Source organism: Nocardia sp. NPDC057455 (assembly GCF_042802775.1).
GTDB lineage: Bacteria > Actinomycetota > Actinomycetes > Mycobacteriales > Mycobacteriaceae > Nocardia.
On record NZ_JBHVDM010000019.1, the window covers coordinates 74,047 to 99,651 of the forward strand.

Annotated in this window: 26 protein-coding genes; 5 read left to right on the forward strand and 21 right to left on the reverse strand. The window is 68.6% G+C overall.

Annotation, left to right across the window (positions count from 1 at the left end; genetic code table 11):
* Window positions 1-18 precede the first annotated feature (18 nt).
* The 9 genes from tpiA to ACFU5M_RS10980 form a co-directional block, all read right to left on the reverse strand.
* Window positions 19-804 carry a triose-phosphate isomerase gene (tpiA, locus tag ACFU5M_RS10940; RefSeq protein WP_379047318.1) on the reverse strand — a complete coding sequence of 262 codons (786 nt, stop codon included), beginning with the start codon at window positions 802-804 and terminating at the stop codon, window positions 19-21.
* 2 nt (window positions 805-806) lie between these two features.
* On the reverse strand, window positions 807-2,021 hold the full coding sequence (locus ACFU5M_RS10945; protein WP_379047321.1) for a phosphoglycerate kinase: 1,215 nt from the start codon (window positions 2,019-2,021) through the stop codon (window positions 807-809).
* A 5-nt stretch (window positions 2,022-2,026) separates the two neighbouring features.
* Window positions 2,027-3,046 carry a type I glyceraldehyde-3-phosphate dehydrogenase gene (gene gap / locus ACFU5M_RS10950; RefSeq protein ID WP_379047324.1) on the reverse strand — a complete coding sequence of 340 codons (1,020 nt, stop codon included), beginning with the start codon at window positions 3,044-3,046 and terminating at the stop codon, window positions 2,027-2,029.
* Between the two features lie 204 nt (window positions 3,047-3,250).
* Entirely contained in the window at window positions 3,251-4,234 is a 984-nt protein-coding gene (gene whiA / locus ACFU5M_RS10955; protein ID WP_379047328.1) for a DNA-binding protein WhiA, read from the reverse strand.
* Window positions 4,225-5,271, reverse strand: a complete 1,047-nt coding sequence (gene yvcK, locus ACFU5M_RS10960) for a uridine diphosphate-N-acetylglucosamine-binding protein YvcK (RefSeq protein WP_043693713.1) — start codon at window positions 5,269-5,271, stop codon at window positions 4,225-4,227. Before yvcK ends, whiA begins: the two co-directional genes overlap by 10 nt.
* On the reverse strand, window positions 5,268-6,248 hold the full coding sequence (gene rapZ, locus ACFU5M_RS10965) for an RNase adapter RapZ (RefSeq protein WP_379047333.1): 981 nt from the start codon (window positions 6,246-6,248) through the stop codon (window positions 5,268-5,270). The genes yvcK and rapZ overlap by 4 nt, the downstream gene beginning before the upstream one ends.
* 112 nt (window positions 6,249-6,360) lie before the next feature.
* Window positions 6,361-8,370, reverse strand: a complete 2,010-nt coding sequence (uvrC, locus tag ACFU5M_RS10970; protein ID WP_379047336.1) for an excinuclease ABC subunit UvrC — start codon at window positions 8,368-8,370, stop codon at window positions 6,361-6,363.
* 52 nt (window positions 8,371-8,422) lie between these two features.
* On the reverse strand, window positions 8,423-8,851 hold the full coding sequence (locus ACFU5M_RS10975) for a hypothetical protein (RefSeq protein ID WP_379047339.1): 429 nt from the start codon (window positions 8,849-8,851) through the stop codon (window positions 8,423-8,425).
* A gap of 140 nt (window positions 8,852-8,991) precedes the next feature.
* The gene (locus ACFU5M_RS10980) at window positions 8,992-9,681 is read right to left on the reverse strand and encodes an HAD family hydrolase (RefSeq protein ID WP_379047342.1); all 690 of its coding nucleotides are present in this window, start codon (window positions 9,679-9,681) and stop codon (window positions 8,992-8,994) included.
* Window positions 9,682-9,832: 151 nt separating this feature from the next.
* Between ACFU5M_RS10980 and ACFU5M_RS10985 the strand changes: the two genes are divergently transcribed.
* Window positions 9,833-11,785 (forward strand): gamma-glutamyltransferase family protein, encoded by a 1,953-nt coding sequence (locus ACFU5M_RS10985; protein WP_379047345.1) that lies wholly within the window; start codon window positions 9,833-9,835, stop codon window positions 11,783-11,785.
* Between the two features lie 121 nt (window positions 11,786-11,906).
* On the opposite strand, the gene ACFU5M_RS10990 is transcribed toward ACFU5M_RS10985, so the two are convergent.
* From ACFU5M_RS10990 to ACFU5M_RS11010, 5 genes are all read right to left on the reverse strand, one after another.
* The gene (locus ACFU5M_RS10990; protein ID WP_379047348.1) at window positions 11,907-12,446 is read right to left on the reverse strand and encodes a GNAT family N-acetyltransferase; all 540 of its coding nucleotides are present in this window, start codon (window positions 12,444-12,446) and stop codon (window positions 11,907-11,909) included.
* A 56-nt stretch (window positions 12,447-12,502) separates the two neighbouring features.
* A complete protein-coding gene (locus ACFU5M_RS10995) occupies window positions 12,503-13,003 on the reverse strand; it encodes a PH domain-containing protein (protein ID WP_379047351.1) in 501 nt (166 codons plus the stop codon).
* A gap of 2 nt (window positions 13,004-13,005) precedes the next feature.
* A complete protein-coding gene (gene ribH, locus ACFU5M_RS11000) occupies window positions 13,006-13,485 on the reverse strand; it encodes a 6,7-dimethyl-8-ribityllumazine synthase (RefSeq protein WP_379047354.1) in 480 nt (159 codons plus the stop codon).
* Between the two features lie 30 nt (window positions 13,486-13,515).
* Entirely contained in the window at window positions 13,516-14,760 is a 1,245-nt protein-coding gene (locus tag ACFU5M_RS11005; RefSeq protein WP_062973658.1) for a bifunctional 3,4-dihydroxy-2-butanone-4-phosphate synthase/GTP cyclohydrolase II, read from the reverse strand.
* Window positions 14,761-15,215: 455 nt separating this feature from the next.
* Complete coding sequence (locus ACFU5M_RS11010) at window positions 15,216-15,839, reverse strand: riboflavin synthase (RefSeq protein ID WP_379047357.1); 624 nt, start codon at window positions 15,837-15,839, stop codon at window positions 15,216-15,218.
* A gap of 693 nt (window positions 15,840-16,532) precedes the next feature.
* On the opposite strand from ACFU5M_RS11010, the gene ACFU5M_RS11015 reads away from it, so the two are divergent.
* A complete protein-coding gene (locus ACFU5M_RS11015) occupies window positions 16,533-16,868 on the forward strand; it encodes a hypothetical protein (protein ID WP_379047360.1) in 336 nt (111 codons plus the stop codon).
* A 6-nt stretch (window positions 16,869-16,874) separates the two neighbouring features.
* On the opposite strand, the gene rpe is transcribed toward ACFU5M_RS11015, so the two are convergent.
* Window positions 16,875-17,531 carry a ribulose-phosphate 3-epimerase gene (gene rpe / locus ACFU5M_RS11020; protein WP_379047396.1) on the reverse strand — a complete coding sequence of 219 codons (657 nt, stop codon included), beginning with the start codon at window positions 17,529-17,531 and terminating at the stop codon, window positions 16,875-16,877.
* A 96-nt stretch (window positions 17,532-17,627) separates the two neighbouring features.
* On the opposite strand from rpe, the gene ACFU5M_RS11025 reads away from it, so the two are divergent.
* Window positions 17,628-18,050: an ATP-binding protein gene (locus ACFU5M_RS11025; RefSeq protein WP_379047363.1), complete on the forward strand. Its 423-nt coding sequence runs from the start codon at window positions 17,628-17,630 to the stop codon at window positions 18,048-18,050.
* On the forward strand, window positions 18,050-18,913 hold the full coding sequence (locus ACFU5M_RS11030) for an RNA polymerase sigma factor SigF (protein ID WP_379047366.1): 864 nt from the start codon (window positions 18,050-18,052) through the stop codon (window positions 18,911-18,913). Before ACFU5M_RS11025 ends, ACFU5M_RS11030 begins: the two co-directional genes overlap by 1 nt.
* Before the next feature lie 6 nt (window positions 18,914-18,919).
* On the opposite strand, the gene ACFU5M_RS11035 is transcribed toward ACFU5M_RS11030, so the two are convergent.
* From ACFU5M_RS11035 to ACFU5M_RS11060, 6 genes are all read right to left on the reverse strand, one after another.
* On the reverse strand, window positions 18,920-19,084 hold the full coding sequence (locus tag ACFU5M_RS11035) for a hypothetical protein (protein ID WP_379047369.1): 165 nt from the start codon (window positions 19,082-19,084) through the stop codon (window positions 18,920-18,922).
* 55 nt (window positions 19,085-19,139) lie between these two features.
* Window positions 19,140-20,792: an RsmB/NOP family class I SAM-dependent RNA methyltransferase gene (locus ACFU5M_RS11040; RefSeq protein WP_379047372.1), complete on the reverse strand. Its 1,653-nt coding sequence runs from the start codon at window positions 20,790-20,792 to the stop codon at window positions 19,140-19,142.
* The gene (gene fmt / locus ACFU5M_RS11045; RefSeq protein WP_379047375.1) at window positions 20,789-21,712 is read right to left on the reverse strand and encodes a methionyl-tRNA formyltransferase; all 924 of its coding nucleotides are present in this window, start codon (window positions 21,710-21,712) and stop codon (window positions 20,789-20,791) included. The genes ACFU5M_RS11040 and fmt overlap by 4 nt, the downstream gene beginning before the upstream one ends.
* Window positions 21,712-22,278 (reverse strand): peptide deformylase, encoded by a 567-nt coding sequence (gene def / locus ACFU5M_RS11050; RefSeq protein ID WP_379047378.1) that lies wholly within the window; start codon window positions 22,276-22,278, stop codon window positions 21,712-21,714. Before def ends, fmt begins: the two co-directional genes overlap by 1 nt.
* 194 nt (window positions 22,279-22,472) lie before the next feature.
* Complete coding sequence (locus tag ACFU5M_RS11055; RefSeq protein WP_379047381.1) at window positions 22,473-22,667, reverse strand: hypothetical protein; 195 nt, start codon at window positions 22,665-22,667, stop codon at window positions 22,473-22,475.
* Between the two features lie 199 nt (window positions 22,668-22,866).
* Entirely contained in the window at window positions 22,867-24,117 is a 1,251-nt protein-coding gene (locus ACFU5M_RS11060) for a TMEM143 family protein (protein WP_379047384.1), read from the reverse strand.
* A gap of 1,065 nt (window positions 24,118-25,182) precedes the next feature.
* On the opposite strand from ACFU5M_RS11060, the gene ACFU5M_RS11065 reads away from it, so the two are divergent.
* On the forward strand, window positions 25,183-25,560 hold the full coding sequence (locus tag ACFU5M_RS11065) for a VOC family protein (protein WP_379047387.1): 378 nt from the start codon (window positions 25,183-25,185) through the stop codon (window positions 25,558-25,560).
* Window positions 25,561-25,605 lie beyond the last annotated feature (45 nt).

Genomic DNA, 25,605 nt, shown 5'->3' on the forward strand with positions numbered 1-25,605 from the left:
TCGCGCGTCGGAACCGGATCAGGGCAGGGGGCCGCCCGCGGCAATCGCGGAGAGGATGGCGAATTCGTCACCCTTGAGCGAAGCGCCGCCCACCAACGCGCCGTCGATGTCGCCCTGAGCGACCAGTTCTCCGACGTTCTTGGCGTTCACCGACCCGCCGTAGAGCACACGCACACCGGCCGCGACCTCGGGCGTGGCGAGCTTCTCCAGCTCGCCACGAATCGCACCGCAGACCTCTTGCGCGTCCGCGGGGGTGGCGACCTTGCCGGTGCCGATCGCCCACACCGGCTCGTAGGCGATGACGATCTTCGAGATCTCCTCGGCCGTCAAGCCTTTCAGCGATCCACGCAGTTGCTCGAGGTTGTACTCGACGTGCGTGCCCGCCTCGCGGACGTTCAAGCCTTCGCCGATGCACACGATCGGGGTGATCCCGTGCTTCAACGCCTGCTTGGCCTTGGCCAGCACGGTGGCGTCGTCCTCGTTGTGGTACTGCCGCCGCTCGGAGTGCCCGACCACGACGAAGGTGCAGCCCAGCTTGGCGAGCATGCTCGCGCTGATCTCACCGGTGTAGGCGCCCGACTCGTGCACCGAGACGTCCTGGCCGCCGTAGGTGAGCAAGAGCTTGTCGCCTTCGACCAGCGTCTGCACGCTGCGCAGGTCGACGAACGGCGGGATCACCGCGACGTCGACCTTGTCGAAGTACTTCTCCGGCAGCGCGAACGCGATCTTCTGCACCAGGGCGATGGCCTCGAGGTGATTGAGGTTCATCTTCCAGTTGCCCGCGATGAGCGGTTTGCGTGCCATGTTCAGTCCTCCAACACCGCGATACCGGGGAGTTCCTTGCCCTCCAGGTACTCCAGCGACGCCCCACCACCGGTGGAGATATGCGAGAAGCCGTCCTCCGGCAGGCCGAGCGCCCGCACGGCCGCGGCCGAATCGCCGCCGCCGACCACGCTGAACGCCCCCTTGCCGGTGGCGGTCACGATCGCCTCGGCGACGCCGCGGGTACCCGCTGCGAACTTCTCGAACTCGAACACGCCCATCGGCCCGTTCCAGAAAACGGTCCGCGCCTCGGTCAGCAATACCGCGAAACGGTGCACCGACTCCGGGCCCACGTCCAGACCCAGCCAGCCGTCCGGGATCTCGTGTGCGGGCACCACCTTCGACTCCGCGTCGGCGGCGAACTTGTCGGCCACCACGATGTCGCGCGGCAGATGGATGACGTCGGCGTACTGCTCGAGCAACTGCTTGCAGGTGTCCACCATCTCCTCCTGCAGCAGCGAGGAGCCCACCGAAAGGCCCTGTGCGGCAAGGAAGGTGAAGCACATGCCGCCGCCGATCACCAGCGTGTCGACCTTCGGCGCGAGCGCCTCGATGACCGCCAGCTTGTCGGAGACCTTGGAACCACCGAGCACGACCGCGTACGGCCGGTCCGGGTTCTCGGTCAACTTGGCCAGCACTTCGACCTCGGCCGCGACCAGCGTGCCCGCGTAGTGCGGCAGCAGCTCGGCGACGTCGTACACCGACGCCTGCTTGCGGTGCACCACGCCGAACCCGTCGGAGACGAACGCGCCGTCGTCGCCGACCAGCTCGACCAGCGCCGCGGCCAGCTTGGCCCGGTCGGTGTCATCCTTGCTGGTCTCGCGTGCGTCGAACCGGATGTTCTCCAGCAGCAGCACATCGCCGTCGGTGAGGCCCTCGGACCGCGCGAGCGCGTCCTGGCCCACCACGTCACTGGCGAGCTGGACATTGCGGCCCAGTTCCTCGGCGAGCCGGGCGGCCACCGGCGCCAGCGAGAGCTTCGGGTCCGGTTCACCCTTCGGACGGCCGAGGTGCGCGGTCACGACAACTTTGGCGCCGGCTTCGGCGAGCGCCTTGATGGTCGGCGCCGAGGCGATGATGCGGCCGGGATCGGTGATCTGTCCGTGGTCGTCGAGGGGGACGTTCAGGTCGGAGCGCACCAGCACGCCCCGGCCTTCGACCCCCTCGCCGAGCAGATCCGCGAGTGTCTTGACAGCCATGCGCGTCAGAGCGACTTGCCGACGAGGCCGATGAGATCGGCGAGACGGTTGGAGTAGCCCCACTCGTTGTCGTACCAGGACACGACCTTGACCTGGTCGTCGATCACCTTGGTCAGCGGCGCGTCGTAGATCGACGAGGCCGGGTCGGTGACGATGTCGCTGGAGACGATCGGGTCGGTGTTGTACTTCAGGATGCCCTTCAGCGGGCCCTCCGCGGCGGCCTTGTAGGCGGCGTTGATCTCCTCGATCGTGGCCGACTTGCGCAGCGTGGCGGTCAGGTCGGTGACCGAACCCGTCGGGACCGGCACGCGCAGCGCGTAGCCGTCCAGCTTGCCCTGCAGTTCGGGCAGCACCAGGCCGATGGCCTTCGCGGCGCCGGTGCCGGTGGGCACGATGTTCAGCGCGGCGGCACGGGCGCGGCGCAGGTCGCTGTGCGGGCCGTCCTGCAGGTTCTGGTCCTGGGTGTAGGCGTGGATGGTGGTCATCAGGCCATGCTCGATGCCGAACTCGTCGTTGAGCACCTTGGCCAGCGGGCCGAGGCAGTTGGTGGTGCACGACGCGTTCGAGATGATGTTCTGGCTGCCGTCGTACTTGTCGTCGTTGACGCCCATGACGATGGTGATGTCCTCGCCCTTGGCCGGGGCGGAGATGATGACCTTCTTGGCGCCCGCGGCGAGGTGGCCCTTGGCCTTGGTGGCATCGGTGAAGATGCCGGTGGACTCCACGACCACGTCCACGCCCAAGTCGCCCCAGGGCAGCGCGGCGGGGCCCTCCTTGATGGCCAGCGCCTTGATCCGCTGGTCGCCCACCACGATGGTGTCGTCGCCGTCGAGCGAGACATCCTGGGGCAAGCGGCCCAGGATCGAGTCGTACTTGAGCAGGGTCGCGAGGGTCGCGTTGTCGGTGAGGTCGTTGACCGCGACGATCTCGATGTCGGTGGTGCCGAGCGCCTTCTGCGCCTCCACCGCCCGGAAGAAGTTACGTCCGATACGACCGAAGCCGTTGATGCCTACCCGGACAGTCACGTTATCGCTCCTCAACTTTCCAGCGGATCGTTCCGATGCCCACCCACACTAACGTCCTGCCGTGACCTCGCCGACACGCACCTGGCATTGCTGAGGACGGGATGCCTGGTCAGACGCCCGACCAACACGGTTTCCGCAGTCGAAACGCCGCGATCCCCGCGACTGGCCGAGTCACAGGGATCGCGGGACGCCGGAAGCGCGGGCTCAGGCGTCGTCGAGCAGTTCGGCCGTGACGGCCGATTCGGTGTCCGGAACGCCCAGCTCCTTGGCGCGCCGGTCGGCCATCGACAGCAACCGCCGGATGCGGCCCGCGACAGCGTCTTTCGTCATCGGCGGGTCGGCGAGCTGGCCGAGCTCCTCCAGCGACGCCTGCCGGTGCTGGACGCGCAGCCTGCCCGCGGCGGCCAGATGGTCGGGCACGTCGTCGCTGAGGATCTCCAGCGCGCGTTCCACCCGCGCCGCCGCGGCGACCGCGGCCCGCGCCGAGCGGCGCAGATTGGCGTCATCGAAATTGGCCAGGCGATTCGCGGTCGCGCGTACCTCGCGGCGCAGTCTACGTTCCTCCCAGACCATCCGGGTGCCGTGCGCGCCCATCCTGGTCAGCAGCGCGCCGATCGCCTCACCGTCGCGCACCACCACACGGTCGGTACCGCGCACTTCCCGCGCCTTGGCGGTGATGCCCAGCCGCCGGGCCGCGCCGACCAGCGCCAGCGCCGCCTCGGGACCGGGGCAGCTGACCTCGAGCGCCGAGGAGCGGCCGGGTTCGGTGAGCGACCCGTGCGCGAGAAACGCGCCACGCCACGCGGCTTCGGCGTCGGCGATGCTTCCGCCGACCACCTGGGCGGGCAGGCCACGCACCGGACGGCCGCGCACGTCGAGCAGACCGGTCTGCCGGGCCAACGCCTCGCCCTCCTTCGAGACGCGCACCACGTAGCGGGAGGTCTTGCGCAGTCCGCCCGCGCCGAGCACGTGCACATCGGAGCCGTAGCCGTAGAGCTCGAAGATCTCCCGGCGCAGCCTGCGCGCGATGGACCCCATGTCCACCTCGGCCTCGACGATCACCCGGCCGCCGACGATGTGCAGGCCGCCCGCGAAACGCAGCAGAGCGGACAGTTCCGCCTTGCGGGAACTCACCTGCGACACCGTGAGCCTGCTCAGCTCGTCTTTCACATCGGCTGTCATCGCCACGGGACGCGCTCCTTTCCACCCAACCCGGAACGCACATCCTGGCCCATGTGCCGTCCCTCGACTCGAAGCCCTGCCATTTGCGGCCGAGGTTGCCGGATCAGTTGATCCAGTGCGGCGGCAAGCTTTCCGGGGTGATGCCGGTCCGTTCCCGCTTCGGCGACATCGGAGAAGGTTACTCGTGCCCGCAACTGTTCGGCAGCCCTGGCCACATGTTCCCGCTCGCGACCCTCCGGCACCGAGCCGGAATCGACCAGCACCTCATCGACGACGAATTCCGGTGCGTGCTGGGACAATACATGCAAATGCCGCTCCGCGGAGAACCCCGCGGTCTCCCCCGGCTCCGCGGCGAGATTGAGCACAAGGACTTTCCTGGCCCTGGTGTACACCAGGGCTTCCCGTAGCTCCGGGACGAGGACGTGCGGGATCACGCTGGTGAACCACGATCCCGGGCCGAGCACCACGACATCCGCGTGTTCGATCGCCGAGGTCGCCTCCGGACTGGCCGGTGGGTCGGACGGAATCAGCCGCACTCGCCGCACCTTACCCGGCGTGGTCGCGATGGCAACTTGGCCGCGAATGCAACGGCTCACCCGTGGATCCGCCTCCAACCCAGAGACATCCGCCTCGATGTCCAGCGCGATCGGCGACATGGGGAGCACTCGTCCGGTGATGCGCAACATGCGGGCGACTTCGTCGAGCGCGGCGACCGGATCGCCGAGCACCTCGGTGAGCCCGGCCAGGATCAGGTTGCCCACGGAGTGCCCGGCCAGCGCGCCGGTGCCACCGAAACGATGCTGGACGGTCTGCGTCCAGACACCGTCGGCGTCCGCGGCCAAGGCCGCCAGCGCCATCCGTAGATCCCCCGGCGGAAGCACCCCCAGCTCGGCGCGTAGCCGGCCCGAGGAGCCGCCGTCGTCGGCGACGGTGACCACCGCGCAGATCTTCCTGGTCAGCCGCCGCACCGCGGTCAGTGTCGCGTACAGCCCGTGCCCGCCACCCAGCGCGACAATGCTGGGATTGGATTCCCAGCCGGTCATTCGCGCCCCAGGTCTCGATGGACGACCCGGACCACGTCGGCGGAGTCCTCCGGCCCGCCGGTGACCTCACTCATCAACTCGCCCAGTGCCTCGGCAATCGCGACGCTCCGGTGCTTGCCTCCGGTGCAGCCCACTGCGACCGTCATGTATCGCTTCCCCTCTTGGCGGTAACCGTTCGTGGTCAGCTCGACCAGGTGGTGGCAGGTACGCAGATAATCGTTCGCGCCGGGACGCGACAACACGTACTCGCTGACCACCGTCTCCTGACCGGTGTGTTCCCGCAACTCCGGTATCCAATGCGGATTGGGTAGAAAACGCACATCCAACACCATGTCGGCGTCCAGCGGAACCCCGTACTTGAAGCCGAACGACTGCACGGTGAGCTGCAACGCGCTCGGCGCGCCACCGCCGTAGGCCTCCTCCATCTTGCGATGCAACTGATGGATGGACAGCTCGGTGGTATCGATGACCAGGTCGGCGGCGGCCTTCACGGCGGACAGCCGCACCCGCTCGGCGGCGATGCCCGCCGACAACGTGCCGTCTTTGCTCTCGCTCTGCAGCGGATGCCTGCGCCGCGCGAAGCCGAAACGGCGGATCAGCACATCGTCGGAGGCCTCGAGGAACAGGACCCTGGTGCGCACGCCGAGGGTCCGCAACTGCTCGGTGACCACCGAAAGGTCGCCGGTGAAGAACCGGCTGCGCACGTCCATGACCAGCGCGAGACGGCGGATCGGTGGCTTCGCCGAAGCACCGAGTTCCACCATTCGCCCGAACAGCTCGGGCGGCAGGTTGTCGGCCACGTACCAGCCGAGGTCTTCGAGCACGCGAGCGGCGGTGCCGCGGCCCGCGCCCGAGAGCCCGGTCACGATCACTACCTCGACCTGCGGATTCGCTCCGCCGACGGCGCCGGACGAGGCGACTCGTCCCGCACTCGTCGGCGGACTGCCCGCACTGCTGTTCGATTCGACGCGTGTCATGTCCTACCGGATCCGTCTCTGAGGTGCCTTCCGATCATCGCGCACCGGGTTCGGTATCGGCCGCAGACACACAACGTACGCGATACCGAAATTTCCGTGCACTGTCGACTGACTATTCGGACTCGAGCGCCGCAAGGACCGCTTTCGCGGTCGCCAGCCCGATTCCGGGCACCTCGGTGATCTCCTCGACCGTGGCCTGCTTCAGCTTGGCCACCGATCCGAAATGGGTGACCAGCGCGGTACGGCGCGCCGTTCCGAGCCCCGGCACCGAGTCCAGGGCCGAGGCGGTCATCCGGCGTGAGCGCTTGCTGCGATGGAAGGTGATGGCGAAGCGGTGCGCCTCGTCACGCACCCGTTGCAGTAGGTACAGCGCCTCGCTGTTGCGCGGCAGGATCACCGGGTCGCTCTCGCCGGGCACCCACACCTCCTCGAGCCGTTTGGCCAGGCCGATCACCGCGACATCGGTGATGCCCAGCTCGTCGAGCACCTCGGCGGCCGCGGCGACCTGGGGCGCGCCGCCGTCGACGACGAACAAGTTGGGCGGGTAGGAGAACTTGCGCGGGCGCCCGGTGCGTGGGTCGATACCCGGACGGGAGGTCAGGTCGAGCGCGTCGTCGTCGCTTCCGGTCGCGGCGAGATCGTCGTGCTCCATCATGTCGCGCTCACGGCGCAGCTTGAGGAACCGCCGCCGGGTCACCTCGGCGATGCTGCCGACGTCATCGGAACGGCCGTCGCCCGCCGCTTCCCGGATCGTGTAGTGGCGGTACTCGGACTTGCGGGCCAGACCGTCTTCGAAGACCACCAGCGAGGCGACCACGTCGGTCCCCTGCACATGACTGACGTCGACGCATTCGATGCGCAGCGGCGCGGTGTCGAGTTCCAGGGCATCCTGGATTTCTTGCAGCGCTTGCGATCTCGAAGTCAGATCGCCCGCCCGCTTGAGCTTGTGCTGGGCCAGCGCCTCCATCGCGTTGCGCTGCACCGTCTCGGCGAGTGCCTTCTTGTCCCCCCGTTGGGGCACCCGCACCTTCACCGCCGAACCGCGCAGGCCGGACAGCCACTGCTGGACCTGCTCGATATCGGCGGGCAGTTCGGGCACGAGCACTTCGCGGGGCACCACGGTGGCGGCCGGCTCGTCGACGGACTGCTCGGCCACCGCCACCTGCTCGCCGTAGAACTGGGTGAGGAACTGCTCGACCAACGCGGCGAGTCGACCGCCCGCCTCCGGGACGTCAACCGCGTCACCCGACTTGTCGACCACCCACCCGCGCTGGCCGCGCACCCGGCCGTCCCGCACATGGAAGACCTGCACCGCCACCTCCAACTCGTCGGCGGCGAAAGCGATGACGTCGGCATCGGTGCCCGTGCCGAGCACCACCGCCTGCTTCTCCAGCGCCCGGCGCAACGCTTGCACATCGTCGCGCAGCCGGGCGGCGGCCTCGAAATCCAAATCTCCCGCCGCCTCGTGCATGCGGCGCTCCAGCTCCCGGACCAACCGATCGGTGCGGCCCGCGAGGAAGTCGCAGAAGTCCTCGACGATGGAGCGGTGCTCCTCGGCACTCACCCGCCCGACGCACGGCGCCGAGCACTTGTCGATATAGCCGAGCAGGCAGGGACGCCCGATCTGGTGGTGCCGCCGGAAGACGCCGTTGGAGCAGGTGCGCGCGGGAAACACCCGCAGCAGCAGATCGAGCGTCTCGCGGATGGCCCAGGCGTGCGCGAACGGGCCGAAGTAGCGCACACCCTTGCGACGCGCGCCGCGGTAGACGAACAGCCGCGGGTAATCCTCGTACAACGTGACCGCGAGCACCGGGTAGGACTTGTCGTCGCGGTAGCGGACGTTGAAGCGGGGATCGAACTCCTTGATCCAGTTGTATTCCAGCTGCAACGCCTCCACCTCGGTGGAGACGACCGTCCATTCGACGCTGGCGGCAGTGGTGACCATCTGCCTGGTACGCGGATGCAGGCCGGCGACGTCGGCGAAATACGAGTTCAGTCTGCTGCGCAGGCTCTTTGCCTTGCCGACGTAGATGACCTGCCGATGGGCGTCCCGGAATTTGTAGACGCCGGGTTCGACGGGAATCGTGCCCGGCGCGGGCCGGTACGTCGCTGGATCTGCCACCCATCCAGCGTATCGACCGGGACCGACAGCCCGGCCGACGGCGGCTCGATACCTAGCCCGAGGTGGGGACCCCGAACCATGCTTTGGCTTCCGGGCGGCGCAGCAGGTGTAGGACCGCGGCCGAGGTGGCGAGCGAGTACCCCGCGGCGACGACGCCCACGACGGGCGGGACGGTCGCCATGTCCCTGATCGCCCAGCACCCGACGACCGCCTGCAGGAGGGTCAACGCGATCGTCAGCCTGCGCACGCCGGGCGCGTCCTGCGCGAATCCGAGCACGAGCAGACCCAGTGCCCACGCCACACAGAATTGGGTGGACGCCGTGGCGGCCGCGTCGCCACCGCGGGTCAGATTCATCAGCACGGGATAGACGAGTCCGAATCCCGCCATTCCGGCGACGGCTTCCCGCACGTCCCGAACCGCCTCCGGCATGGCGATTTCCACGCCGACCGACGACTCGTCCCCGGAGAACGCCAAGCTCACAGCCGTACCTCCGTTGGTACCGAACCTTCCGGCGCAACCTGCGAAAACGCCGGAATCGCACGGTAACACGGTGACAATCCGCGCAACTCCGACTTCGGCAAATGAGCTTGGGGTCGGTCGCGCGCACCGACGGCCAGGGGTCAGTCCACGAGACCGTGCCGCCGTAGCGCGGCCAGCAGCGCGTCCGGGCGCTCGGCGGTGGGCAGGGCATCCACCAGAGCGAATCGGCTGCCCAGCGCCTCGGCGCCGCCGTCGGCCTCGGCGCTGTCCCCGATCATCAGCGCCGCTTCGGCGGGCACGCCCAGTTCCCCCAGCGCGGAACGGAAGATCTCCGCGTCGGGCTTCATGGCGCCGACCTCGAAGGAGAGGGTGAACGCACCGACCAGCCGATCCCAGCCGCGCACCGCGAACGAGGGACGGATGTCGAACGGGATATTGCTCACCACCGCGACCGGAACGCCCTGCGCCGCGAGCAGATCGAGCACGGCCTCGCTGTCCGGGTACGGCGTCCACTCCAGCGGGTCGAGCAACCGGGCATACAGTCGTTCGGCGTCCTCGTCGGTAGGCACACCCGAGGTGCGCAGCACCTTCATCATCACCTTGCGATGCAGCGCCGGGTCCAGGTCGCGGTGGTCCCATGCGTACTGCGTCTCTGCGTCGAACTCGGCGATGTGGTCGACCGGCGCGGTCATCCGCCGCATGATCTCGGCCTTCTCGTCCACGTCGAACGCCTGTCCGTCCGGCCGGGTCAGATCCGCGTACCAGGATTCGTCCGCCTCCAGGCGGAACAGGGTTCCGGAGAAGTCGAACAGCACCGCCTCGATCGCCACCCGGCCAGCCTACCGACCGATCGCACCGCGGCGCCGGTCCGCGCGGGACGATCCCCACCGTCCCGACCTCGACACACACTGCGGCCAGGACGATTTCGTCCGTGGGAAGGAAAGCTGCGCGGCTGCCGGTGCCGGGGGTTAGAGTCCCGGCATGGGGCGCAAGCGAGGAAGTTGGGTCGCCGCCGCGGCGGCGTTCGCACTCACCGTCGGTATGGCCACCGCGTGTTCGTCCGGCGAAAGCCAGGCGGGCGGGGTCTGCGAGACGGTGCCGAACGGCACACCGGTAACGGCCAGCGCGGCGGGGCCGACAGGCGGCGGCACCAAGGATCTCAGCACGAACCCGGAAATAGCGAGCGGCTATCGCACGAACATGACGCCGGTGCGCACCCACACTTTCGCGGTGTCGACGGCGAATCCGGTGTCGACCAAGGCCGCGTGCGAGGTCCTGCGCGACGGCGGCACCGCGGCGGACGCGCTGATCGCGGCACAGACGGTGCTCGGCTTGGTCGAACCGCAGGCCTCCGGTATCGGCGGCGGCGCGTTCCTGCTCTACTACGACGCCGACACCAAGACCGTGGACGCCTACGACGGCCGCGAGGTGGCCCCCGCGGCCGCCACCGAGAACTATCTGCGCTGGATCAGCGATGCCGATCGCACCGAGCCCAAACCGAACACGCGGGCCAGCGGCCGTTCCATCGGCGTACCCGGTGTGCTGCGGATGCTCGAGCTGGCGCACCGCGACCACGGCAAGACCGCGTGGCGCGAGCTGTTCGACCCGGCCGTCGGGCTGGCCGATCAGGGCTTCCCGATCAGTCCGCGCCTCGCGGGCCAGATCGCGGAATCGGCCGAGGACCTCGCCGCGGACGAGGATGCCAAGGCGTACTTCCTCGAGCCGGGCGGCAGCCCGAAGACCGCGGGCACCGTCCTCACCAATCCCGCCATGGCGAAGACGCTCGGCGCCGTCGCGACCGAGGGCGCGCAAGCGTTCTACACGGGCGCCATCGCCCGAGACATCGCCGCGGCCGCGGGCCGATCCTCCGGAGGGCGCACCCCCGGCCTGATCACGACCGAGGACTTGGCCGGTTACCAGGCGAAGAAGCGCACCGCGTTGTGCACGGGCTACCGCGAGCACGAGATCTGCGGTATGCCGAGTCCGTCATCGGGCGGCATCGCCGTCGCCGCGACCCTGGGCATCCTGGAGAACTTCGACCTGGCCACCATGCGGCCGGACAGCATCGACCGCAACGGCGGCAAGCCGAACGCACAGGCCGTGCACCTCATCTCCGAGGCCGAACGCCTCGCCTACGCCGATCGCAACAAGTACGTGGCCGACACGGATTTCATCCCGCTGCCCGGCAACTCGGCACAAACCCTGCTGAATCGCGACTATCTGCGGCAGCGCGCCGGGCTCATCGATCCGAACCGCAGCATGGGCACCGCGCAGCCGGGCGACTTCGGTCCCGTGCCGCTGGGCGTCGGCCCGCAACCGCCCGAGCATGGCACCAGCCACATCTCGGTAGTCGACAAGTACGGCAACGCCGCGGCGATGACCACCACCGTGGAGTCGGCGTTCGGTTCGTTCCACCTGGTCGACGGCTTCGTACTGAACAATCAGCTCACCGACTTCAATGCCGATCCGCTGGGCGCCGACGGCATACCGATGGCCAACCGGGTGCAGCCGGGCAAGCGCCCGCGCAGCTCGATGAGCCCCACGCTGATCTTCGACAAGGCCCCCGACGGCTCCCGCGGCGAACTCACCCATGTCGCGGGCTCGCCAGGCGGCTCGGTGATCATCCAATTCGTGGTGAAAACGCTGGTCAACATGTTCGACTGGGGCCTGGATCCGCAACAAGCGGTATCCGCGGTCGCGTTCGGCGCCGGGAACAGCCCGTCTACCGGTATCGGCGGTGAACACCCCGATATCGACGCCACCGACAACGGCGACCACGACCCGCTCGTGCTGCGGCTGCGTGAACTCGGACATCAGGTTTCGGTCGCACCGCAGACCAGCGGCCTCAGCGCCCTCAAACGCAACGGCGCGGACGGCTGGATCGGCGGCGCTGACCCGCGCCGTGAAGGCGCGGTCCTCGGCGACACCCACTGAGTCGCCCCGGCCGTCCCGGGCTCGGTGAGGACAGGCCTACCGGCTGCGGCTGCGGCTGCGGCTGCGGCTGCGGCTGCGGCTGCGGCTGTCGAGGATCGACGTGCCCGGCGGGGCGGGGCGGCTACTTCCTCCGGATCATCGGATACACCACGGGACCTCGTCCGATCGGCAGCTCACGCTGCGACTCGAACCCGAATCGCGTGTAGAAGGGCACCGTGGCGCTGGTATTCGAGATGAGGAAGCAGTCCTGCTCGGCCATCGCCAGCCGCCGCTCGAGCAACGCGGTCGCCAATCCCCGGCCCTGCGCACCCGGAAGCGTCCCGATGGCGGCCAGGTACAGATGCGGTGTCGCCGGGCGCGCGTGCTCCATCCGCCGCCCCGCGGCCAGCGCCCGCCCCGCGCTCGACCCCAAGGCTCGCAGCAAGGTCGCCGGCTTCGCCGTCGGTGCCACCACATGCGCCGGTTCCCACAGCGCCACACAGGCAAGATTGCCCTCCGCGTCGTGCGCGAGGTCAACCAGGCCGTTCTTCCGGCGCGACGCGATGCGCGAATCCCAGAACGGCGGCAAGGCTTTTCGCCGCCGCGACGGCCCCGGCCAGAAATAGGTCATCAGCGGATCGTCGGCGAAAGCCGCCGCGAGGACGAACGCACCCGGCTCCATACCGGCGAGGCTAGACCAGCTTTCGAACCCGCGCGAGCGCTGAAGGCCGCCCCGGCTCACTTCCTCCCGGAATACTCGGCGCCGAGCTCACGCAGCCGAGCCATGGCTCGTGCCGCGTGCTCCTTGTCGTTCGAACGGATCGCCAGCATCGGGACGTAGTCGTCGTCGACCAATTCCAAGCGTGCCCAGGCCTTCCGGTCCGGGAACGACACGCCGCGAATGTAGTCCCACGGAAAGTCGTTGTCGCCCACAATGTTCCGCACCGACACACCTCGGGCGCCGACGCGAACCCGCGGCCTGGTCAGCAGCAGCACCGCCGCGGCGCCGAGCACGCCGATCCCGATCATCGCGACCTGATCGGCCACCCGGAAGTTGACGCCGGTCGACCCGCTGCGCAGCCACACGCCGCCCACGATGAACGCGGCCGCGAACAGCACCGCCGCGATCCAGGCCGTCCGCACCGCACGGCGGGGACGCACCTCGAACTCCCATTCGGACGCATCGCCGGCCGCCGGGGCCGAGCCCGCGTTCCTCCGGAAGATACGGACGACCGGCATCGTCACGCGGACTGTCGCAGGGCGCGCAGCGTCAGCGCGGCGTCCAGCGCCGCGGCGGCCGCCTGCTCGCCCTTGTTCTCTGCGGATTCGGGCAGCCCGGCCCGATCCAAGGCCTGCCGCTCGTTGTTGGTCGTGAGAACCCCGTTCGCGACCGGCGTGCCCTCGTCCAGCGAAACCCGGGTGAGCCCCGCGGTCACCGCGTCGCAGACGTACTCGAAATGCGGCGTGTCACCGCGGATCACCACACCGAGCGCCACCACCGCGTCGTGCGACCTGGCCAGCTCCTGGGCCACCACCGGCAGCTCCATCGCGCCGGCGCAGCGCACCACCGTGATCTGCTGGACGCCCGCCTCCTTGGCCACCCGCTCGGCGTTCGCCACCAGGGTGTCGCAGATCTGGGTGTGCCAGCGCGAGGCGACGATGCCCAAGGAGAGGTCCTTGGCGTCCGCCAGCGCGAAGGTCGGTACCCCGGTACCGCTCATCGATGTCCGCCTTTCCGGTCTGCTCGCAGTTCAGTGCGCCGTCTCGCCGAGATCGAGCTCGTCGAGGCCGATCAGGTCGTGCCCCATTCGGTCCCGCTTGGTGCGCAGGTAACGCAGGTTCTCCGCGTTCGCGCGCAACGGCATCGGCACCCGGTCGGTGATCCGCAGGCCATAGCCGTCCAAGCCGACCCGCTTGGCCGGGTTGTTGGTGAGCAAACGCATCGAGCGAAGGCCCAGATCCACCAGGATCTGCGCGCCGGTGCCGTAATCGCGGGCATCCGCGGGCAAGCCCAGCTCCAGATTCGCGTCGACCGTATCGTGGCCGGAATCCTGCAGCTGGTAGGCCTGCAACTTGTGCATCAGGCCGATGCCGCGCCCCTCGTGACCGCGCATGTACAGCACCACGCCGCGCCCCTCGGCCGCGACCATCTCCAACGCGGCATCCAGCTGCGGACCGCAGTCGCAGCGCAGCGACCCGAACACGTCACCGGTCAGGCACTCCGAGTGCACCCGCACCAGGACGTCCTCGCCGTCGCTGATGTCGCCGCGCACCAGCGCGACGTGCTCGACCTCGTCGTAGATGCTCTGATAGCCGACGGCCATGAATTCGCCGTGCGCGGTGGGGATACGCGCCTCGGCGACGCGCACCACGTGCTTCTCGTGCCTGCGCCGCCACGCGATCATGTCGGCGATCGAGATCAGCGCCAGCTCGTGCTCGTCGGCGAAGACGCGCAACTCCTCGGTGCGGGCCATGTGGCCCTCGTCCTTTTGGCTGACGATCTCGCAGATCACCCCCGCCGGACGCAAACCGGCCATGCGCGCCAGGTCGACGGCCGCCTCGGTGTGACCGGGCCGGCGCAGCACGCCACCGTCCTTGGCGCGCAACGGCACCACGTGGCCGGGGCGGGTGAAATCGTCGGCCTTGGCGTCGGCGTCGGCCAGCAGCCGCATGGTGGTGGCGCGGTCGGCGCCGGAGATACCGGTCGTGACGCCCTCGCGAGCGTCCACCGAGACGGTGTAGGCGGTGCCGTGCTTGTCCTGGTTCATCGCGTACATCGGCGGCAGGCCCAGCCGATCGCAATCGTCACCCGTGAGTGGCACACAGATGTAACCAGAGGTGTAGCGGATCATGAAGGCGACCAGCTCCGGGGTGGCCTTCTCCGCCGCGAAGATGAGGTCGCCCTCGTTCTCGCGGTCCTCGTCGTCGACGACGACGACCGCCTTACCGGCGGCGATATCGGCGACTGCGCGCTCGATGCTGTCGAACCTGGTCACGTCTGTTGTGCTCCATCTCGAAATAGGTGCCTCACCACAGTACTGTGTTCGATTTGCAGCGCCTGCGGCGCTGCGTGTTCACGGCCCCTTTGTGGCTCGCGAACGGAACATGCTCGGTCTCGCTTCGCTCGAAACTCGGGGTGCGGTTGAGCTGGGCACGTAGAGCCTTCATCGCTGCAACCGCATGTTCGCCGTTTTCCGGTGCTCGATGGGCGCGCGACCGGCGCGGGCCCGCGGTACACGAACAGCGCGATGGATTATCCGAGACGAACCGGGCCGCCTCGCTGCGCCCGCAAACCCGAGCGCGCACCCACCGATCACGCGAACCCCGACAGCACCGGACGGTGATCACCGATCCCACACGCACGCCGCTTGACGGCACGCCGCGCGGGGGGAGCGCCCTCGTCGCCGCGCGCCCTCGTCCGGCGTGGGCGGGGACGAGCGGGCGGTCACGGTCAGCCGCGCTGCTGGAGGCGTTCGACGTACTTGGCGATCACGTCGACTTCCAGATTGACGGTGGTGCCGACGGTGGCGAAGCCGAGGTTGGTCAGCGACAGGGTGGTGGGGATGAGGGAGACCTCGAACCAGTCCCGGCTGCCGGTTTCGGCGGGCTCGTCGGAGACGCCGAGTCCGGAGACGGTGAGCGAGATGCCGTCGACGGTGATCGAACCCTTCTGCACGACGTAGCGGGCGATGTTCTCCGGCAGCGAGATCCGCACCACGTCCCAATTCTCCGAGGGGGTGCGCGAGAGCACGGTGCCGGTGCCGTCGACATGCCCTTGGACCAGATGGCCGCCGAGCCTGCTGTTCAGCGCCGCGGCGCGCTCGAGATTCACCTTGGCGCCCACATCCAGCTTGCCGATGCTCGAGCGGTTGAGCGTCTCGGCCATGACGTCGACAGTGAACGAGTCGCCGCCGACCACCTCCACGACGGTCAGGCACACCCCGTTCACGGCGATCGAATCACCGTGCCCGGCATCGGAGGTCACCAGCTTGCCCTTGATCGTCAGCCGCGCGGCGTCGGTCAGCCGCTCGCTGGCGACGATCTCGCCGAGTTCCTCGACGATGCCTGTGAACATGTGCCCTGACTCCCTGTCGCGTCGTTGTCTTCCGGATGCGGAACAGCGCGGGGCCCGGCCGCTATTCCCGCGCCCACTCAGCCTAATGACGCGGGGCAGCCGGAGACAGCGGCGCTCCGGAGCGCATCGGCGCACCCCCGACCGCATCGTGAGCAGACCGACGGGCGGGCCGAGGCGGCCGGAACCGGCCGGTCCCATCGAAAAGGGAAAGAATTATGTCCGCACACGCGGCGAACACCGCAGAGCGCGGGATCCGATAATCATTCGAAGCCACTGGGCGTACCACACGAATTTATCTATCCCCCGGGGGTTCCCGATTCGTACTCGATACCCGAAAGAAACACGGTTATAACGCAGATCTCGCGCTCCGGGGAGACCGGAAGCGATATCGTTACGCGGCCGACTTCTCGCGTTCAACTTCCGCCCAGGCAGTTCGATGGGACGCTCTACCGGGTAACACGGCGGACGACCGGGAAGCCTGTCGCACGATGTCCACTCCTCGAGAAAGCCGGAGAACACAGTGGGAAAAAATGGGTCGGACACAGCCGGGGGCGCGATGTGACCACATTTCTCGATTCGACGCCGGAAGTTCGCTGCTCACGGTATCGGCGCGAATTCCAGCTACCCGCATCGGTGGATCCCGGTTCACACCGCATTCTTTTGCACATCGGCGTCGAATACGGTGCCGTCACCATGCCCGCCGACCTCGGCGAGCAGGTCCTGCGACAACTCGTCGAGGACGGAATCGCCGGTCCGGTCGTCGACCATCCGCGGGCCAGGCACTGGACCTTCCTCACCGGCCCCGCCGGGCCCGACGCTATCAGCCCGGCCGTCTCGGCCGAATTGTTCCGCCTGTACGCGGCGGTGGCCTGCGCGGGCAGTCAGGTGGTGCTGCCCTCACCGGCCGACGAGCGCACCGGTTACCGCGTGTGGATCCGGTCGCCCGAGGCCGGGGCCCACCGTCCGTCGATCAGCGCGATGATCGAGACGATCCGCGCGGTCACCGCACGGCGGACCCGGATCGGATAGACCCGATCAGCGCGCCCACGCCGAGGCCGCCTGATCGCGCAGCTTCTGCACGGTGGCCCCGGGGTCGGCGGTGCTGTAGACCGCGGAACCGGCGACGAAGCAGTCCACGCCCGCCTCCGCGGCCGCCTCGATGGTGTCCGCGTTGATGCCGCCATCGATCTCGACCAGCAGCCGCAGCTCACCGGAATCGACCAGGTTCCGCACGATGCGCGCCTTCTGCAACACCTCCGGGATGAACGACTGCCCGCCGAAGCCCGGTTCCACGCTCATCACCAGCAGGGTGTCGAATTCGCGCAGGATCTCCAGGTACGGCTCGATCGGCGTGCCGGGCTTCACCGAGAGCCCCGCCTTGGCACCCGCGGCGCGGATGTCGCGCGCCACCGCGATCGGATCGTCGGTCGCCTCGGCGTGAAAGGTCACGTTGTGTGCGCCCGCCTCGGCGTACGGCGGCGCCCAGCGGCCCGGATCCTCGATCATCAAGTGGCAGTCCAGCGGGATCTCGGTCGCCTTCAACAGGCTCTCCACCACCGGAAGGCCGAGCGTGAGATTCGGCACGAAGTGCGCGTCCATCACATCCACGTGCAGCCAGTCGGCGCCTGCGACGGCCTTCGCTTCGTCCGCGAGGTGCGCGAAGTCGGCGGACAGAATGGAGGGGGCGATCATCGGAACGGCCGGACGCGGGTAAGTCGGGTTGGACACAACGCCGGAGTCTAACGGTCCCCGGGGTTGCCCAGCGCGGGAGTGGGTAGCCTGCATAGGGTGATCAATATTTCGGCGGAACAGGGGCTCTACAGCACCCCGGTGGAGATTCGGGTGGCGGCGTCGGTGACACAACTGCCCATCGTGCGTGGGCTCGCCGAAACCCTCGTCCTACTCAGCGAATTCACGCTGGACGAGGTGGCCGACATCCGGCTGGCCGTCGACGAGGTCTGCTCGACGCTGATCGCGGTCGCCGCCCCGGAAACGAGCCTGAACTGCCGGTTCACCGTCGGTGACACCGAGTTGCTCGTCCGGGTCGAGGGCATCGCGGAGAAGCCAGGACTGCCCGACCAGCGCAGCTTCGGCTGGCATGTGCTGCGCACTCTCACCGACGCGGTGGAGTCGAACCAGGATTCCTACGACGCGGCGATCTCCGGATATCCGACAACGGTCGAGTTCCGTCGGGTCCGGGGGAAGGCGTAGTGGCGGACGAAGAAACCGTGTTCGATGCCCAGCGCGACGAGGACGCAGACACGCTGACCACCGAGGACGCCGTCGATGCCGAGGAAACCCTGGAAGCGGCGGGAGCGGTCCCCGGTTACGACGACGTCGGATTGCTCTTCGAGCAGCTCGCGGCCAGCGAGAACGGTACGGCGCGGCACAGCGCGCTACGCGCGGAACTGATCAGCCGCTGCATTCCGCTCGCCGACCACATCGCCCGCAAGTTCAGCGGACGCGGTGAGCCGTTCGACGACCTGACCCAGGTCGCGCGGGTCGGCTTGGTGCACGCGGTGGATCGTTTCGACGTGGAGCGCGGCTCGAATTTCCTATCGTTCGCGGTGCCGACCATCATGGGCGAGGTCCGGCGGTATTTTCGCGACAACACCTGGGCCATGCGAGTGCCGAGACGAGTCAAGGAAACGCACCTACGCATCGGCGCGGCGATCGACAGTCTCTCCCAAAGCCTGGGTCGCTCTCCGACGGCGAAGGAGATCGCCGCGGAGCTGGACGTCGATCCGGACGAGGTGACCCAAGCGGTCATCGCGGGCAACGCCTACCAGCCGAGTTCGATCGACGCGGCCACACTCGGCCGCGACACCGACGCCTCGCTGCTGGACACCCTCGGCGAGGAGGAGTCCCAGTTCGCTCGGGTCGAGGAGTATGTCGCGATCCGGCCGCTGCTGGCCGGGTTGCCCGAGCGGGAACGGCGCATCCTCACCATGCGGTTCTTCGAATCGATGACCCAGACCCAGATCGCTCAGCAGATGGGTATCTCCCAGATGCACGTCTCGCGCATCCTCGCGAAAACCCTTGCCCGCCTGCGGGAACAATCCAGCCGGGAATGAGCGCGTTCAGCGGGTCTTGCGTTCGCGCAACTCGCGCACCTTCGCCGGAACGGTGAGCCACCAGGTGGCATCGAGCAGTTCCCGCGGGTGGTCGGGCGCGACGCGATCCAGGTCGATTCCGCCTCCAAAGTTCAGTCGCCATCGACATCCGGCCTGCCACGTCGTCGTCATGTGCCGAGTGGGGCGGTGCCATCCGCCGCCCAGCTCGGACGAAAGGAATGCTCCCTCAGCGCGGCTTGCGCAGCGCGGCCAGGAACATGGCGTCTGTGCCGTGCCGGTGCGGCCACAGTTGCGCTCCCGGTCCGTCGCCGACATCGGTGACGCCGGGCAGCAGCTCGCGGGTGTCGAGCTGCTGCGCGCCGAGGCGGCGCACGGCGTCGGCGACGATCGACACCGTCTCCGGCAGATGCGGCGAACAGGTCGAATACACCACGACCCCGCCCGGGCGCAGCAGATCCCATGCGGCCGAGAGTAATTCGCGCTGCAGGACGACGAGGTCGCGGACGTCCGCGGGGGTGCGCCGCCAGCGCGCCTCCGGCCTGCGGCGCAGCGCGCCGAGCCCGGTGCACGGAGCGTCCACCAGGATGCGGTCGTAACCCGGGGTCAGTCCGCTGGCACGACCGTCGGCGACGTGGATGTCCACCGGCAGGTCGCGTACGGCTTTGCGCACCAGTTCGGCGCGGTGCGCGGCGGGCTCGACCGCGTCCACCCGGAAGCCGTCGATCGCGGCGATCGCGCCGAGCAGCGCGGCCTTACCGCCCGGTCCGGCGCACAGGTCCAGCCAGCGACCGGTGTCCGGGCCGTCGAGCGTGGCCCTGGTGAGCGCCAGCGCCACCAGCTGGCTGCCTTCGTCCTGGACCGCGGCCATGCCCTCGCGCACGGGCTCGAGCTTGCCCGGATCGCCACCGTCCAGGTAGACCGCGTACGGCGACCAGCGGCCCTCTTCGCCGCCGGTCACCAGCGCGAGTTCCTCCGCGGTGATGTCGCCCGGGCGGGCCACGAGATGCACCAGCGGCCGGGCGTCGTCGGCGGCGAGCACTTCGCGCAACTCCGCCGCTCGCGCTCCCAGCGCGTCGGCGAATGCCTGCGCGATCCAGACCGGATGCGCGAACTCGAACGCCGACCGGCCGACGGGATCGGCGGGCGCGAGCGCCTCGACCCACTGCTCAGGGGTCTTCTCCCCCGCCCGCCGGAGCACCGCGTTGACGAAACCCGCCTTGCCCGTGCCTGCTTCGGCGCGCACCAGTGCCACCGAGGTGTCCACGGCCGCGTGCGCGCCGATCCGGGTGCGCAACAGCTGGTAGACGCCGAGCCGGAGCACGTCCAGCAGCGGTCCGTCGATCTCCTCGATCGGCCGGCCCGCCCCTTCGGCGATCACCGCGTCGAGCAGACCCAGCGACCGGCACGCGCCGTAGGCGAGTTCGGTCGCCAACGCCGCGTCCCGCCCCGACAATCCCCGGTCCCGCAGCAGGACGGGCAGCACGAGGTTCGCGTAGGCGTCGCGTTCCCGGACCGCCCGCAACACATCCCTGGCGACCGTCCGCGGCGGATCGGTGGGTTCTTTGCGCTGCGGCCGTTGCCGTGCGGCGGCCTTGGCAGCCGGACGCCCGGCGGTGGAACGCTCCGACCGGCCCGCCGCCGCGCGTTGTCCCGTGGCGCCGCGGCGCTCGTCGCGATCGCGGTCGCCCGACTGGGCTCGCCCGCTGCCTGCCCGCTGATCGGCCGCCCGTGGCCGGCCGGCCCCGTTGCGGTCCTGCCGCGGGCCACCCTGCGCACGAGGCCGACCGGCCTCGCCGGAACGGTTCGGCGCGGACTCACGATCGTCGCGCCGCCGGTTGCGTGCGTCGTCATCACCGGGCCGATGGCCGCGCGGCGTCATTCGACCACCGCGCCGGGCTGCAGGCGGGCGCCACGCGCCCAGTCGAGCGCGGCCATCACGCGCTTGCCCTGCGGCTGCACCTGATCCAACCGCACCGCGGTGGTGGCGGTGCCGACGAACACACCGGATTTGCGCACTTCGATCACGCGTTCCGGCAACTCCTCCTCGACCAACTCGACCGGTCCGAGCTTCAGCCGCGTGCCGCCCACTTCGGTCCACGCTCCTGGAGCCGGGGTGACCGCGCGAATCCGCCTGCTGATCGCCAGTGCCGGTTGATCCCAGCGCACATGCCCGGCTTCCACGCCGACCTTGGGCGCGTAGGAGACGCCGTCGGTGGACTGCGGGACGGCCTGCAAGGTGCCGTCCTGCACCCCGTCGAGCGTCGCTTCCAGCAGGTGGGAGCCGCTGTCGGCCAACCGCTGCAGAAGCGTGCCCGCGGTATCGGTGACGGCGATCTTCTCGGTCACCATGCCGAAGACCGGACCGGTGTCCAGCCCGGCCTCGATCCGGAAGGTGGAGGCGCCGGTGATCTCATCGCCCGCGTCGATCGCGGCCTGCACCGGCGCCGCGCCCCGCCACGCGGGCAGCAGCGAGAAATGCAGGTTGATCCAGCCGAAGCGCGGGATGTCGAGCACCGGCTGGGGCAGCAGCGCGCCGTAGGCGACGACGGGACAGCAGTCCGGGGCCAAGTCGGTGAGCTGCGCCAGGAATTCCGGCTCCGACGGACGACGGGGAGTGAGCACCGGGATGCCGTGCTCGTCGGCCAGCCGACCGACCGGCGACCTGGTCACTTTCCGGCCGCGCCCGGCGACCGCGTCCGGCCGCGTCACCACGGCGATCACCTCGTGACGCGCCGATTCCAGCAAACGCCGCAGCGACGGAACCGCCGGTTCCGGGGTGCCCGCGAAGACGACGCGCATCAGCGGCCGGTCCCGAACGGGTTGGGCCGTCCCGTACCGCTCATCGAGCGCGCCGGACGCACCGTCGATCCCGCTGCGAACCAATCGGATTCGCGGATCACCCGCATCGCCTCCTTGCGCTGGGCCGGGTCGAGACGGTCGATGAACAAGACCCCGTCGAGATGATCGGTCTCGTGCTGCACGCACCGCGCCAGCAGCCCTTCGGCCTCGAAAACGACAGGCGCGCCGTCGACGTCCACGCCGGACGCTCGCACACGCAAGGCCCGGCGCGTGTCGTAGCGCACACCGGGGATCGACAGGCAGCCTTCCGGCCCGACCTGCTCCTCGTCGCCGACAACCTCCCATTGCGGGTTCACCAGATGCCCCGAAGCGTCGCCGGTGTCGTAGACGAACACGCGCAGCCCGACCCCGATCTGCGGCGCGGCCATCCCGACCCCGCCGTCGTCGTGCATGGTCTCGGTCAGGTCGGTCACCAGTTGCCGCAGATCGCGGTCGAACGCGGTGACCTCCGCGGCGCGGGCACGCAGGATGGGATCGCCGAACAGGCGAACGGGCTGGATGGTCACGGCTGGCTCCCGGAAGCGGACGAATACGGTCGCCCCATTCTAGTGAGACACCCGGAAATCCCCGATTCACCTACCGGAAGCTGATAGAACTCCTATGCGGTCCGGGCGGGGTGTCGATCCCTCCGCCCGGCCGCCCGGAAAAGCCCTGGTCAACGACCTTCCGGTGACACCCGGCCCGCTTCTCACCCGCAGGTTCACAACGCGTCGCTGCATTTCACCACCGAACGTGACGGGATCGCGGTGACGGCGCGACGCCCCAGGTCAGAGAGTTTCGAACTTTCCACGCGTGACGGCGTCGGCAGTGCAGTGGTGACGCCGTCACCACCCACCGACCAGGCGTTCATGCGCATCGCAACCATCGTTCCGCACAGACCCTCGGGATCGCGCACCGAAACCTCCCGCTCACGACAACCGAACGTCGAGCCGGACTCGGCCTGCCGTCGCTGCTGTGCAGCGCAATCTGTGGCGAAGTGACCGGCGGTGAGTTCGGCGTAGACGGCGCGGTCGCGGCCATCGGCGTGACTGCGACGCCGAGTCGAGGGTGGCTCGGTCTCATGCCATAGCGCCGGGTTCAGCCGGGTGTGACTGTCAACCGGCACGCAGTACGGTGTCATCTGCTTCCGGTCCGATGCGAAACAGGTTGTCCCAGTGAGAATCCAGCCGCTGCCTCGCCTCGGCCAGCGGCAGCGCAGCGAATGTGCGGTGCTCGTGCTCGGTGATCAGCTCCCACTCCCGGAGTCTGCGTAGCCCGTCTCGGATCTGGAAGTCGAATGTCGTGCCCCATCGCCGCCGGAACCAGTCCTCCACCCGCTGATCGAGTTCGGCGGCGGTGAGCGGCCGGTGGGCGGTGCGCAGGAAGTGGTACGCCAGGACGGCTTCCTTTACCTCCGATTCCTCGGCCGCGCCCAGGAGATGGTGGAACACCCCGGCATCGTTGTCGAGATTGCGGAAATAGAGGTGTTCCGACAACGTCTTCATCAATTTGATCTTGCGGTTCTTGAATTTGGAGAACTGCCGAACCAGGTAACCGCCGAAAGCCGCCACCCCGGCGCCCAGGGTGATCAGCGTGGCCTGGTCCAGCCGCACGGCTTCCTCGCGCAGCCCGACCCAGAATGCCAGCAGCAGTATCAGCGGTCCCAACGAGGCGACCAGCTTGGTGGCGACCACGATGATTCCGGAGACGACCGCGGGCACGCCGATCAGCAGTTTGTCCAGTGGCCGCATTCGCACGCGAACGCTGGGATACAGCATCTCGAGGTCGTTTCTCGGAACGTTCCCGAACAGTTTCAGCAGCACGCCGCCGTTGGGCCGATCCGCGACCGCCTCCGGACGCTCGGTGAACGCGACGTACACCAGGACTTTGCCGTAGCTGACGAATCGGATGGTGCGCCGCCGCAGACCGAACAGACTCCTCACCTGTTCGGTGCGCTCCGATATCCCGCGCCGGAAGAACATCGCCGTGTCGATGTCCGCCTCGTCGACTTCCAACCGCACCTTTACCAGCGAATGCTCGGCGAACGCGCGCTCGATCTCCGCGGCATCGATGCGCGTGAAATCCGCCGCCTCAGCCAGCGCGACCAGTTCACCTTCCACCCGCACCCTCGCCGCCGCCCGGTCCTCGCGTGTGGCGGCATGGACCGCCCGGACATCCTCGGCGGGATCGACCAGCTGATAGTCATCCAGCACCGCCTCACCACGCGCATAGAACTCGTGGTGCACCAGAGCCGACAGCAGACGCGCGAAGTCTACGAACGACTTTCGCTCCGCATCCGGAAGCTCATCCGCACAGAGCGAGACCACCGTGCTCTTGCGGAAGGGAAGGAAGTGTTCGGCAACCATCGGCGACTCCTGTCAACGGCCCGTCCGGTCGGCCATAACCCTAATGGCAGTACAACATTCACCGCGCGAGTGACGGCACCCGGTAGTCCGCGATTTCCCGAGAGCCGCCCTCCGATCGCACCTGGTCGATCAGCTGACTGTTCATCTGGCGCTCGAGTCGAGGCGCGGCAGTCGAATGCCCGGCAGCGTCGGTGACGGCCCGGGTGCCTGTGCTTGGTGCACGGGAACTCGGTGACGAGTGCTGTCGCGGCACCGGGCGGAGCGCGACGGGGCGCGATGAGTCCGGCCGACGCGACCCGTCTACTCGGGAGTGACCGGATATCGTTTCGGGAGGTTTGCCGGATGTTGATTATCGCCGGGCATGTGCGCGTCGACGGATGGATCGCGCCCCTTCGACTGCGCTATCGGTGCAGGTCACCCAGTCGGCACGTCGCCCCAGCAGGTCGGCTTCGAACCGGTCAGCGCACAGAGGGCGTTGAGTGCCGCTTCCAGGAGATAGCCCGAGCCGGAGGAAGATCCCGAATCCACCGGTGCCGCTGCGGAACGAGCGGGAGCGGGGTGGCCGGGGAAGGCCGAGGCGGCAGGAGCGCCGGCTGCCGCCAGCGCCAACCCGGCGATAACAGTCGTCAGGGATTTCCGGAAACGGGTACGGGCAGTTCTCGTGCGCATAGTGTTCGACTATTCGCGGCCGAATCCGAGAACTACAAGACCCACGATGTGGGGTCGAGCGGGTGTGTCGACGACGGTATACCCTGGCGGCCGAATCGCTGTGCCGCGCCGACCAGGAAACGGACCCAGACACCTGAGGCTCGGTTTTCCGCACCAACCGCACCGCGGACCCGGAACGCTTGGCCGGCTGAGTTCAATAGGCTAGGCTATGCGGCGATGATTACCGGGACGGCATTGCGCCACACACGGATTGGTTACCCGGCACTCTTCTGAGCGCCGCGCGGGCCGATTCCGGCCCGGATCAGCTATTCGATCGAGAACCCTGCGCCGACGCGCGGGCTCCACCTCCGTCGTGATGATCACGAGCTTCATAGATCGTTTACGACAGGAGAAAACATGCCCGCACGCTTCAACCACACCATCATCGCGGCCAAGGATCGCCATGAGTCCGCGGCCTTCTTCCGCGATCTCTTCGAGTTCGCCGAAGCCCCTTCATGGGGGGTGTTCACCAACCTGCTCTGCGAGGACGGGGTGCTGCTGCAGTTCGCCGAACCACCGGTCGAGGACATTCAGATGCAGCACTACGCCTTCCTCGTCGACGACGACCTGTTCGAACGGGCCTACGCCAAGCTGTGTGCGCAGGGTATCGAGCACGCGGCCGACCCGTTCTTCCAACGGCCGGGCGCCACCAACACCGGCCACGGCGGACGCGGGGTCTACTTCCGCGACCCTGCCGGGCACGGGATCGAGATGCTCACCCGCCCATATCTGTGACCTCGGACCGATAGCGTTGCGACCCCGCGTTTTACGATCCGTCGA